This is a genomic window from Fluviirhizobium alvei, from assembly GCF_030551875.1.
Classification (GTDB): Bacteria; Pseudomonadota; Alphaproteobacteria; order Rhizobiales; family Rhizobiaceae; genus Rhizobium_E; species Rhizobium_E alvei.
This window is the reverse complement of sequence record NZ_JAUOZU010000001.1, coordinates 172,303-184,689: the sequence shown is the minus strand read 5'-3', so window position 1 is coordinate 184,689 and position 12,387 is coordinate 172,303. Positions and strand designations below refer to the sequence as shown.

Genomic DNA, 12,387 nt, shown 5'->3' with positions numbered 1-12,387 from the left:
TAAGGGTGAGAGGAAAGGCTTCTATTAATCTTTGAGGACGACCTTTGGACCGACAATGACATGATGCCCAGGATGCGAATGAATGATAGATGACGGTGACATTTTGCCAGCAAGCCAGACCGACTTGCAGGCAATGGCCTATACCGATCCTCTGACTGGACTCGGAAACCGTTATCGACTGCGCGAGAAGCTCAATCACCTGATCAGCGAACGCGCCAGCGATCCTGCGCCTTTTACAATCGGCATTGCAAATCTCGATGGCTTCAAGCCTATCAACGATCTTTTCGGACCATCGAGCGGCGACCAGATCCTCTGCCAGGTCGCCCATCGCCTGAAAGCCTGCATCCCGGACGGCGCGACGGTCATCCGTTATGATGGCGATGAATTCGCTTTCCTGTTGCCGCTGGTTTTCGAACGCCGTTCGGCCGAAAAGATCGGGCAGATGCTGAAAGAGGTGCTTTCGGCGCCTTACGATCTCGGTGACCGGAATGTGAGGCTGTCGGCCTCGTTCGGCTTTGCCATCCACCCGTTTGCCGGAGCGACATTCGAGGAACTGATCAAGAGTGCCGAGACGGCGCTTTATCGATCCAAGCGACGCGGGCGCGGTCAGATCACCGTCTATTCCAACGAAATCGCCGAACAGATGAAGCGCGCCACGCAGTTGGAGCAGGCCCTGCGCAATGCCATCATCGCCGACGAGGTCGATGTTCATTTTCAGCCGATCGTGGATCTGAAGACCGATACGGTCGTCGGGTTCGAGGCGCTTGCGCGCTGGATCGACAAGGACCTCGGCTTTGTCTCACCCGCGGTCTTCGTGCCGTTGGCCGAAGAGCGTGGCTTCATCGACGCGCTTTCCGAAGCTCTTTTGCGCAAGGCCGCCGAGGCCGCCCTCTCCTGGCCGAAGGAGCTGTTCCTGTCGTTCAATCTGTCGTCCGCGCAACTGATGGATCCATCGACGGCCTTCAACATTCTCGCGATCATCAACCGGACCGGGCTCGATCTCAACCGGCTCGAGCTCGAGATCACGGAAACGGCGATGATGACCGATCCGGAAACCGCGCAGAAGATCGTTTCCGAATTGCGCGCGGTCGGCGTCAAGATCGCGCTTGATGATTTCGGCACCGGCCAGTCCAGCCTTGGCCGCCTGCGCGACTTCACCTTCGACAAGGTCAAGATCGACCGCGCCTTCGTCTGCCGCATCACCTCGGACAGCGCCTCGGAACATATCGTCAAGGCGATCATCACCATGTGCCAGGGGCTGGAACTCGAAGTGGTGGCCGAGGGTATCGAGGATTTCGCCGAAGCCTTGAAATTGAAGTCACTCGGCTGCGGCATGGGACAGGGCTATTTCTACGGCAAGCCCGCCGATGCCGAAGCGGCTCTGCGGTACATCGAGGAGAAATATCTGCTCGTCGATGCAACCAACATCGGCAGCATGCTGTAGGTCTTTCCGTCAGTTGCTGCGGAATTCGAACTCGAGGCTACTGCCCTTTGCCGGTCGATTGGCACCGATAGATTTCTCATAACGCAGCTCGCCGCCGACCCGCACACAGGAACTGGTTCCCGGAACCTGCGTGAAGCCGGTTCCATAGGTCTCGCAAACATTCACCGCCGGCGCCTGGTCATAGGCATCCGGAACGACTGCGTTTTCCGCGCGCAACGGCGCGGCAAAACCAAGCGCGATCAGGCAAAGCGGGAGCAGACGGGTTCGAGACATGGCATTCGCCTTCCGGGACAATGGGCCGAAACACAATCACCATACACTCGACGTCGATCCTGGCAAATTGATGGCCGGGCGCGGACCTGCGCTTTTATCCGCCCTGGGCCAGAAGCCAATCCCGCACCCGCTGGGCAGGCATGCTCAATTCGCGCGAACGTGGCCAGACAACATAGAAGGCGCCGCCCGTATGATAGGTGTGGCTCGTGACAGGCAACAAAGCCCCTGAGCTCAACTGGCTTTCGAGAAGATGCTGCCAGCCAAGCGCAACCCCCTGCCCTGCAAGGGCCGCCTGGATGACCAGCACATAGTCATTGATTGCCAATGGCCGCGAATGCGGCTGATAGGAAACGCCGGCACTCTGGAACCACTCCTTCCAGTCACAGGCCTCACGCACCGGCTCATCAAGATGAATCAGGCGCAAGCGGGCCAGCTCCGAAGGTGACTGCGGCAGTCCGTTCTGATCGATGAAGGCAGGGCTGGCGACGGCGGTGACGACTTCCTTTGCCAGGAGTGCCGCATGATACTCCGGCCAGCCGGACGGATCGCCGCCGCGAATTCCGAGCGGAATTCCTTCCTCCTCGAGATCGAGATCGCGAACCGAGGTCTGGATACGGAGATCGATATCCGGCAGGTCCTCGCGCAGTTTCGGGATGCGCGGCAGCATCCACATGGAGGCAAAGGCGGTCGAGGCCGAAAGCGTCACATTGGTTTCGCGCCCCTTCACCCGCATCGCTTCCGCCGATTTCTGGATTCGCGCCAGCCCGGCCGAGACATCGGCATGAAAGCGGGCGCCGGCTTCGGTCAGTTCCACCGCCCGATGGCTGCGATTGAAGAGCGGCACCCCGAGCTGGGCTTCGAGGGTGCGAACGGCATAGGACACGGCGGCCTGCGTCATGCCGAGTTCGGCGGCGGCACGGGTGAAATTCTCATGTCGGCCGGCTGCCTCGAAGACGAACAGGGCCGAAGCCGACGGAAGGAGCTTTCGATAGCTTTGCATAAGGAGAATTTATATATAGCCGCGAAAAATAGGAAGTCTACAAAATGCATTTGGGTCTTTAGTCTCTCAACCACATTGAGGAGACAGGCCATGACGACGACCGCCGAACCGACCGAGCCGACGACGACTGCAAAACGCGAACGGCCAAAGCGCCGGACGCCCGGTGCCCGGCCGGTCGGTGTGCCCTATATCAACCGCCAGATCCCGCCCTACGACATTCTGTCGGAGGAAAGCCTTGAGAAGATCGAGGCTACCGCCGACCGCATTCTGGCCGAAATCGGCATCGAGTTCCGTGATGACGACGACGCGATCGCGCTGTGGAAAAAGGCCGGCGCCAAGGTTGATGGGCTCAAGGTGACTTTCGAGAAGGGGATGTTGCGCGAAATCGTCTCCTCGGCACCGGCGCGGTTTACCCAGCACGCCCGCAACCCGGCCCGGTCGGTCGAGATCGGCGGCGGTTCCGTGGTCTTCTCGCCTGCCTATGGTTCGCCCTTCGTGATGGATCTTGATCGCGGCCGGCGTTACGGCACGATCGAGGACTTCCAGAATTTCATCAAACTCGCTTATTCGAGCCCGTGGCTGCACCATTCCGGCGGCACGATCTGCGAGCCTGTCGATCTGCCGGTCAACAAGCGCCATCTCGATATGGTCTATAGCCATATCAAATATTCCGACCGCGCCTTCATGGGCTCGGTGACAGCCGAAAGCCGCGCCGAAGATTCCATCGACATGGCCCGCATTCTGTTCGGTCGCGATTTTGCCGACCAGAATTGCGTCATCCTCGGCAACGTCAACGTCAACTCGCCGCTGGTCTGGGATGGCACCATGACCAAGGCGCTGCGGGCCTATGCCCGCGCCAACCAGGCCGCCGTCATCGTGCCCTTCATTCTCGGTGGCGCCATGGGACCGGTGACCAATGCAGGCGCCATCGCCCAATCCTATGCCGAAACGCTGGCGGGCTGTGCGCTGACCCAGCTCGAACGCAAGGGCGCGCCGGTGATCTTCGGCAATTTCCTGTCATCGATGTCGCTTCGCTCCGGTTCGCCGACATTCGGCACCCCAGAGCCGGCTATCGGTTCGATGGTGATCGGGCAGTTGGCACGACGGCTCAAACTGCCGCTGCGCTGCGCCGGCAATTTCACCAACTCCAAATTGCCCGATGCCCAGGCCATGCAGGAAGGCGTGATGTCGATGATGTCGGCCATCCATTGCGGCGCCAACTTCATTCTCCATTCGGCCGGCTTCCTCGATGGGCTCCTGTCCATGTCCTACGAGAAGTTCGTCATGGATGCCGATTTCTGCGGCGCGCTGCATGCCTATCTCAAGGGCGTGGATGTGGATGACAATGCGCTCGCCTACGATGCTTTCGAAGAGGTCGGACCTGGCAGCCATTTCCTCGGCTCGCAGCACACGCTGCGCAACTATCAGACAGCCTTCTGGGATACGACGCTTTCGGACAACGAGCCGTTCGAGAAATGGTCGCAGGAAGGCGGATCGACCGATATGGCCATCCGTGCCAACCGTCAGTGGAAGCAGACGCTCGCGAGCTATGAGGCACCGCCCCTCGATGAGGCGATCGATGAAGAACTTCGCGATTTCATCGACCGCAAGAAAAAATCGATGGACGACGCCTGGCATTGAGCCAAGAGATACCCCTCACCGAGCCCGTCCAGCATTCGACTTCGTCTCATGTGGACTTGCTATCCTCTCCCGCAAGGGGAGAGGATACGAAGGCTGGGTGAGCAGTTGCGAACCCATAGCCGAAGTTGGTGAGGGGTGAACAATGATACCGAGAGCAAGACAATGACAAACGATCCTCTTCTTCAGCCCTATCAGTTGCGCCACCTCACGCTCAAGAACCGGATCATGTCGACCGCACATGAGCCTGCCTATTCAGAAGATGGCATGCCGAAGGACCGCTACCGGCTCTATCATCTCGAGAAGGCCAAGGGCGGCATTGCCATGACCATGACGGCCGGTTCGGCGAGTGTCAGCCGCGATTCCCCGCCTGCTTTCGGCAATCTCTATGCCCACAAGGACGAGATCGTGCCCTGGCTCAAGCGGATGACGGACGATCTGCATGAGCATGATTGCAAGGTGATGATCCAGCTGACCCATCTCGGTCGCCGCACGGGCTGGAACAAGGGTGACTGGCTGCCGGTTCTGGCCCCCTCGCCGGTGCGCGAGCCTGCCCATCGCGCTTTCCCGAAAGAAATCGAGGACTGGGATATCGAGCGCATCGTCGCCGACTATGCCGATGCGGCCGAACGCATGCAGGCCGGCGGTATGGACGGGATCGAGTTCGAAGCCTACGGCCATCTGATGGACCAGTTCTGGTCGCCCGCCACCAACAGGCGCGAGGACGAATTCGGCGGCAGCCTCGACAACCGGCTGCGTTTTTCCAACATGGTGATCGACGCCGTGCGCAACCGTGTCGGTCCGGATTTCATCGTCGGCATCCGCATGGTGGCTGACGAGGATTGGGATATCGGCCTGTCGCGCGCGGAAGGGGTGGAGATTGCCCGCCGGTTCGCCAAATCCGGCAAGATCGATTTCCTCAACATCATCAAGGGCCATATCGACCACGATGCCGACCTTGACGAGGTGATCCCGATCCAGGGAATGGCTGCCTCACCGCATCTCGATTTCGCAGGCGAGGTGCGTGCGGCGACGAAGTTCCCGGTGTTCCACGCTGCCCGTATTGCCGATGTGGCAACCGCCCGCCATGCAATCGCCGAAGGCAAGCTCGATATGGTGGGCATGACGCGCGCGCACATTGCCGATCCCCATATCGTGAGTAAAATCCGCGCCGGTCGCGAAGCGGAGATCCGCCCCTGCGTCGGCGCAACCTACTGTCTCGACCGCATCTACGAAGGTGGCGAAGCGCTCTGTATTCACAATGCGGCGACCGGTCGCGAGGCGCTGGTGCCGCATACGATCACGAAGTCCGATCGGGGCGCGCTTTCCGCTGTCGTCATCGGCGCCGGCCCGGCCGGGCTGGAGGCGGCCCGTGTGCTGGCCGAACGAGGTCACCGCGTCGAGGTTCTGGAAGCGACCGGCGAGGCTGGCGGCCAGATCAACCTGATGGTGCGCAATCCGCGCCGCAAGGAAATGATCGGCATCATCGACTGGCGGTTGGCCGAGCTCGATCGACTGGGGGTCGGCATCACCTATGACTGTTATGCCGATGCGGATGAGGTTCTCTCGCGCACTCCCGATCTCGTGGTGGTGGCGACCGGCGGCATACCGCAAAATCCGCCGCTTAGCGAAGGCGACCATCTGGTTACATCAAGCTGGGATATTCTGGCCGGAACCGTAAAGCCGGAAGGCCCGGTGCTGCTGTTCGATGACAATGGCAGCCATGCGGGCATGAGTGCGGCGGAAGTGATTGCCCGTGCCGGCATTGAGCTCGAACTGGTCTCGCCGGAACGGTTCTTCGCGCCGGAGATCGGCGGCATGAACCATGTGCCCTATGCGCGTGCCTTCGCCCGGTCGACGGTTCGCGTCACCATCAACACGCGGCTTCTTTCGGTGCGGCGCGACGGCAATGGGCTCGTGGCGACGCTCGGTTCGGATTACGATCGGCAGGCGCGGTTCGAACGGCGCGTCGCGCAGGTTATTGTCGAGCATGCGACCCAACCCAATGACGAACTCTATCGGGCTTTGAAGCCGCTTTCGCGCAATCTCGGTGCGGTGAGCTACAAATCCCTCATCGCCCGCCGGTTTCCGCTCGAAGCGCGCAATCCCGATGGTCGGTTCGAGCTCGTGCGGATCGGCGATGCTGTTTCCAGCCGCAACATCCACGCCTCGATCTATGACGCTTTGCGGCTCTTCAGCCTGTTCTGAGGGTGAACCGGCTTGACGGTCGGTTGCCGAAGCAGACAACCTGATGATCAAACAGATCAAAGGGATCCACTGATGCCGCAATTGTCCGATGCACCATCGATCGTCATTCTCACCGGCGCCGGCATTTCGGCCGCATCGGGGCTTGCGACCTTTCGCGACCGGGGCGGCATCTGGGCGCAGGTCGATTATCGCGAGGTGGCGACGCCGGAAGGGTTCGCCCGCAATCCCGCCAAGGTTCAGGATTTCTACAATTTCCGCCGTCGCGAGGCGCTGGCTGTCGAGCCGAACGACGCCCATCATGCGCTCGCGCGTCTCGAGCTGGCCTGGCCCGGCGACTTTCTGCTGGTGACACAGAATGTCGATGACCTGCATGAGCGGGCAGGTTCAAAGAAGCTCTTGCACATGCATGGCGAACTCAACTCCGTTCTGTGCCTGAAATGCGAGAGCCGCCACGGCTGGCGCGAGGATATCGATGCTGCGGCGACCTGTCCGGCTTGCGGCGGCACCGGAACCCTCAGGCCTGATATCGTGTGGTTCGGAGAAATTCCCTACCATATGGACCGGATCGAAACCGCTCTGGACAAGGCTGCTCTTTTCCTTTCGATCGGCACCTCGGGGACTGTCTATCCGGCGGCAGGTTTCGCCGAAATGGCCCGTCGCGCCGGCGCCCGCACGATCGAAATCAATCTGGAAGCCTCCGGCCGTGGCAGCCTCTTTCATGAATGCATCACGGGGCCGGCGACCGACACCCTGCCTGCCTTTGTGGACCGCCTTCTCGCCGACCAACAATGAACGGCGATTGACGTGAGCTTCAAATAAACTCATGGGATTTTGCAACCGAACCGCGCTATCAAGAGTGCAAATCGGACCGGAGACCCACATGACATTTCTCGATACGCTCAGCCCTCAGGCCCGCAATGCACCCGAAAGCGGTATCGTGGAACTGGTGAACTATGCGCGCAACCGCGACGGTCTCATTCCGCTCTGGGTCGGCGAAGGCGACATATCGACGCCGGATTTCGTCAAGGATGCAGCCATCGCCTCGCTCAATGCGGGCGAGACCTTCTATACCTGGCAGCGCGGCATTCCCGATCTGCGGCGCGCGCTCTCGGATTATTACGCCCGCCATTTTGGCGTTCGCCTGCCGAGCGAGCATTTCTATGTGGTTGGTTCAGGCATGCAGGCGATCAAGCTCGCAATCGAGGCGGTGGTCCCGGCCGGCGACGAGGCGATCTATCTTTCGCCCGCCTGGCCGAACTTTGCTGCCGCGCTCGAGATTTCCGGTGGCCGTGCGGTCGCCGTCGAACTGGAATTCGGCCATGGCCGCTGGAGCCTCGACCCTGACCGTATCCGGGCCGCAATTACGCCCCGCACCCGTGCCCTCTTCATCAACACGCCGTCGAACCCCACCGGCTGGACCGCAACGCGCGAAGACCTGGCCGAGATCCTCGCGATCGCCAGAAAACACGGGGTCTGGATCATAGCCGACGAGATCTATGCGCTCTATCATTACGAAGGCGGACGGGCGCCCTCCTTCCTTGATGTGATGAGCGCAGATGACCGGATCCTGTTCGTCAATTCCTTTTCCAAGAACTGGTCGATGACCGGCTGGCGGATCGGCTGGATCGTTGCACCGCCGGCGCTTGGGCAGGTGTTCGAAAATCTGGTGCAATATGCCACGTCCGGCGTTGCCCAATTCATCCAGCAGGGCGCGATCGCCGCGCTCGACCGGGGAGATGATCTGGTCCGGGCCAATTTCGATAAGGCAAAAACATCGCGCGACATTCTCTGCGATGCACTGATTTCCACCAACCGGGTCGAGACGCTGAAACCCGATGGGGCGCTCTATGCCTTCCTGAAGATCGACGGAATCGACAATTCGCGCGACATTGCCTTCCGGATCGTCGATGAGGCCGGTGTCGGACTTGCACCGGGAACGGCCTTCGGTCCGGGTGGATTGCCCTTCCTGCGCGCCTGCTTCCTGCGCGATCCGGCGAAAGTGGCGGAGGCCGCGGATCGTCTGGCGACATTTATCCGCAAAATCTGACCTTTCATCCAGCCCGCCGAAAGCTTCACGGTCCAAAATCATCGGAGGTGGCGCCCGGATGCGACGGGCGATTCGACAGGTGGGGTAACGGATGAAAGCGGTCATTCTGGCAGGCGGGCTCGGTTCGCGACTCGCCGAAGAAACGCAAACCCGACCCAAACCGATGGTCGAGATCGGCGGCCGGCCGATCCTCTGGCACATCATGAAAATCTATTATGCCCATGGCATCCGGGATTTCGTGATCTGCTGCGGCTTCAAGGGCTATATGATCAAGGAATATTTCGCCAATTACGGCCTGCATATGTCGGATATCACCTTCGATCTCGCCGCCAACCGGCTGGAATTCCACCGACAGAATGCCGAAAGCTGGCGGGTGACGCTGGTCGATACCGGCGAAAACTCGATGACCGGCGGCCGGTTGAAGCGCGTTGCCCCCTATCTGCAGGGTGAGGAACATTTCTGCTTCACCTATGGCGACGGTCTGTCAAATACCGACATTTCCGCCACCATCGCCTTCCACAAGGCGCATGGCCGCAAGGCGACCGTTACCGCCGTGCGCCCCCCTGCCCGCTTCGGCGCCCTGCGCTTCGAAGGCGATGACGTCACCGGCTTTGTCGAGAAGCCGGAAGGTGAAGGCGGCTTCATCAATGGCGGCTTCTTCGTTCTTTCGCCCGACATCATCGATCGGATCGATGGCGACGCTACCAGCTTCGAGGCCGAACCGCTTTCCAGTCTGGCTGCCGATGGCGAACTCAAGGCCTGGTTCCACGAAGGTTTCTGGCAGCCGATGGATACGCTGCGCGACAAGATCCAGCTCGAAAATCTCTGGAATTCCGGCAATCCGCCCTGGAAAGTGTGGTGAGCGCGGTGGGCTTCTGGCAGGGAAAACGTGTTCTGTTGACCGGTCATACCGGCTTCAAGGGCTCGTGGCTTTCGCTGCGGCTCGAAGAGGCCGGCGCCGAGGTGCACGGTCTGGCGCTGGCACCGGATACCGAGCCCAGCCTCTATCGGCTCCTTCATTCCGGTCGATCTGACGGGCCGGACATTGTCGAAATCCGTGATCGCGACGCCGTAGTGGCCCGTATCAAAGCGGTGCAGCCGGAGATCGTCTTCCACTTTGCCGCCCAGCCGCTCGTGCGGGCCGGCTATCGGTTGCCTGTCGAGACATTCGAAACCAATGTGCAAGGCACTGTCCATCTCCTCGATGCGCTGAGGGAAGTTGCTGCGGTCCGTTCGATCGTCGTGATCACCACCGACAAGGTCTATGAAAACGAAGAGACCGGCAAGCCGTTCGTCGAAACCGATCCGCTCGGCGGTCATGATCCCTATTCTGCCTCAAAGGCTGCGGCCGATATCGTAACGGCCAGCTATCGGCGATCCTTCTTTGCGGCAAAGGGCATCGGCGTTGCCACCGCGCGCGCCGGCAATGTCATCGGCGGCGGCGATTGGGCAGCCGATCGGCTGATACCGGATGCGGTGCGGGCCTTTACATCCGGCCAGCCACTCGACATCAGGCGACCGGAAGCGATCCGGCCCTGGCAGCATGTGCTCGAACCGCTGCATGGTTACATGGCACTCGCCGAGGCCTTGTGGGCAAATCCAGACCTGGCCCCTGCCTACAATTTCGGCCCCGATCCGGAGAATGCCGCAACCGTCCGAACCGTGCTCGAACTCTCCGCACGGCACTTCGGCGATACCGAAATCCGCTGGGGCGACGGGCAGGAAGGTCCGCACGAGGCGGGTTATCTTATGCTCGACAGTCACCGCGCGCACATGGATCTCGGCATCCGGCCGCAGTTTACGCTTGTCGAAACGCTGGCACGGACCTGGACCTGGTATAGCCGCTGGCAGGCGGGAGCAGATGCAAGAAGCCTCTGCCTCGATGACATCCGGGCCTACCGCTCGCTCGCCAATCCTCCGGGAGTTCCGGCATGAGCGGTCGTTTCGAAATTGTGCAGGAACCGATGGAGGGACTGAAGCTTTTGCGCCGCAAACGCTTCGGCGATGAGCGGGGCTATCTTTCGCGCCTGTTCGATGCCGAGGACATGAGCGATCTCGGCTGGCGCGGCGGCGTGTTCCAGATCAACGAAACGGTGACAAAACGGGCCGGTACGGTTCGCGGCATGCACTACCAGCACCCGCCCTTTGCCGAAGCGAAGCTGGTGACCTGTCTGGCCGGACGGGTTGAGGACGTGGTCGTCGATATCCGAGCCGGATCGCCCACCTTTCTCAAGCATTTTTCGGTCGAGCTCAGCGATGACAATGCGCTTTCGCTTCTGATCCCGGAAGGGTTCGCGCACGGCTTCCAGACACGCGTGGACGATGTGCGGATGATATACGCCCATTCGGCGCCCTACCGTCCGGAAGCAGAAGGCGGCCTTCATCCGCTCGATCCGGCGCTTGCCATTGCCTGGCCCATCGCGATCGAGGCGCTATCCGACCGCGATCGCAGCCACGCTCCTCTCGAATTCGATTTTCCCGGAGTGGTCCTATGAAATGCCGGCATTGTGGCGGTACGGCGTTCTGGCCGTTTCTGGATCTCGGCACCGCGCCACCTTCGAACTCCTATCTGGCCGAGGAGGCGCTGGCCGGCCCCGAGCTCTGGTATCCGCTCGTCATCCGCACCTGCCAGGCCTGCCTTCTTACCCAGACCGAAGATTTCGCCTCACGCGAGACGTTCTTTTCGGAAAGCTACGCCTATTTCAGCTCCTTCTCCTCGTCCTGGCTCAACCATGCCGAACGCTACGTTGCCGATATGCGGGCGCGATTTGGTCTTGATGCCAGTTCGAAGGTGGTCGAAGTGGCTGCCAACGACGGTTACCTTCTGCAATATGTGAAAGCAGCTGGCATTCCCTGCCTGGGCGTTGAACCCACGGCGAGCACGGCGCGGGCCGCGCGCGACAAGGGCATTCCGATCGTTGAGGATTTCTTCGGCACCCAACTGGCGTCCAAGCTCGTCGCCGAGGGTCATGCCGCCGATCTGACGGCGGCCAACAATGTGCTCGCCCATGTGCCCGACATCAACGATTTCGTTTCCGGCTTTGCGATCCTGCTCAAGCCGGAAGGCGTTGCCACTTTCGAATTCCCCCACCTCATCAACATGGTGCGGGAGAGCCAGTTCGATACGGCCTATCACGAACATTATTCCTATCTCTCGCTGACGGCCGTCGATCGCATTTTCCGAGCCAATGGGCTGACGGTGTTCGATGTCGAAACCACCCCTTGGCATGGCGGCAGCCTCAGGGTCTTTGCCTGCCGCACTTCGGCTCAAACAAGGCCGATGCAAGCATCCGTCGGCAGAATGCTCGCGATGGAGCAGGAAGCCGGCATTGGCGAGCAATCGTTTCATGCGGGCTTTCAGGAATCAGCAGCGCGGGTGCGGGATGCGTTTTTGACCTACCTGATCGATTGCCGTCGCCAGGGTCTCAAGGTGGCCGCCTATGGGGCGGCGGCCAAGGGCAACACGCTTTTGAATTTCGCGGGGATCAAGCGCGACCTGATCGCATTCGTTGTGGACAAGAATCCCGCCAAGCAGGGCTTCTTCCTGCCGGGCAGCCGCATTCCCATCGTCGATGAAACAAGGCTTCGGGCCGACAAACCGGATAGGGTGGTTATCCTGCCATGGAATATACAGACCGAGATCATCCATCAGCTTTCCTATATCAGCGATTGGGGTGGGAAGTTCGTGACAGCGGTACCGACGCTGAAGGAACAGGCGGCGCCCGGGAAAGCCTGATCAAGAAGGTGGAGCCGGTGGCGAAAACCCCCGAGCACAGA

The 12,387-nt window shown here is 60.7% G+C and carries 11 protein-coding genes; 9 read left to right on the top strand and 2 right to left on the bottom strand.

Translation table 11 applies throughout. The features are described from left to right. Nucleotides 1-82: 82 nt before the first annotated feature. Nucleotides 83-1,444, top strand: coding sequence for a putative bifunctional diguanylate cyclase/phosphodiesterase (locus Q4481_RS00865; RefSeq protein ID WP_304374322.1), 1,362 nt, complete (start codon nt 83-85; stop codon nt 1,442-1,444). A gap of 9 nt (nt 1,445-1,453) precedes the next feature. On the opposite strand, the gene Q4481_RS00860 is transcribed toward Q4481_RS00865, so the two are convergent. Then, nucleotides 1,454-1,717 (bottom strand): porin, encoded by a 264-nt coding sequence (locus tag Q4481_RS00860; RefSeq protein WP_304374321.1) that lies wholly within the window; start codon nt 1,715-1,717, stop codon nt 1,454-1,456. A gap of 94 nt (nt 1,718-1,811) precedes the next feature. After that, entirely contained in the window at nt 1,812-2,717 is a 906-nt protein-coding gene (locus tag Q4481_RS00855) for a LysR substrate-binding domain-containing protein (protein ID WP_304374319.1), read from the bottom strand. A gap of 90 nt (nt 2,718-2,807) precedes the next feature. Between Q4481_RS00855 and Q4481_RS00850 the strand changes: the two genes are divergently transcribed. From Q4481_RS00850 to Q4481_RS00815, 8 genes are all read left to right on the top strand, one after another. Next, nucleotides 2,808-4,358: a trimethylamine methyltransferase family protein gene (locus Q4481_RS00850; RefSeq protein WP_304374317.1), complete on the top strand. Its 1,551-nt coding sequence runs from the start codon at nt 2,808-2,810 to the stop codon at nt 4,356-4,358. A 162-nt stretch (nt 4,359-4,520) separates the two neighbouring features. Then, nucleotides 4,521-6,563 (top strand): NADH:flavin oxidoreductase, encoded by a 2,043-nt coding sequence (locus Q4481_RS00845; protein ID WP_304374316.1) that lies wholly within the window; start codon nt 4,521-4,523, stop codon nt 6,561-6,563. A 72-nt stretch (nt 6,564-6,635) separates the two neighbouring features. Continuing rightward, nucleotides 6,636-7,355 carry an NAD-dependent deacylase gene (locus Q4481_RS00840; protein WP_304374314.1) on the top strand — a complete coding sequence of 240 codons (720 nt, stop codon included), beginning with the start codon at nt 6,636-6,638 and terminating at the stop codon, nt 7,353-7,355. 88 nt (nt 7,356-7,443) lie between these two features. Beyond that, entirely contained in the window at nt 7,444-8,610 is a 1,167-nt protein-coding gene (locus tag Q4481_RS00835; protein WP_304374313.1) for a pyridoxal phosphate-dependent aminotransferase, read from the top strand. 91 nt (nt 8,611-8,701) lie between these two features. Then, nucleotides 8,702-9,472, top strand: coding sequence for a glucose-1-phosphate cytidylyltransferase (rfbF, locus tag Q4481_RS00830; RefSeq protein WP_304374311.1), 771 nt, complete (start codon nt 8,702-8,704; stop codon nt 9,470-9,472). Further along, nucleotides 9,469-10,545: a CDP-glucose 4,6-dehydratase gene (rfbG, locus tag Q4481_RS00825; protein ID WP_304374310.1), complete on the top strand. Its 1,077-nt coding sequence runs from the start codon at nt 9,469-9,471 to the stop codon at nt 10,543-10,545. Before rfbF ends, rfbG begins: the two co-directional genes overlap by 4 nt. Beyond that, entirely contained in the window at nt 10,542-11,105 is a 564-nt protein-coding gene (locus tag Q4481_RS00820) for a dTDP-4-dehydrorhamnose 3,5-epimerase family protein (protein WP_304374308.1), read from the top strand. The genes rfbG and Q4481_RS00820 overlap by 4 nt, the downstream gene beginning before the upstream one ends. Beyond that, nucleotides 11,102-12,346, top strand: coding sequence for a class I SAM-dependent methyltransferase (locus tag Q4481_RS00815; protein ID WP_304374306.1), 1,245 nt, complete (start codon nt 11,102-11,104; stop codon nt 12,344-12,346). The genes Q4481_RS00820 and Q4481_RS00815 overlap by 4 nt, the downstream gene beginning before the upstream one ends. Nucleotides 12,347-12,387 lie beyond the last annotated feature (41 nt).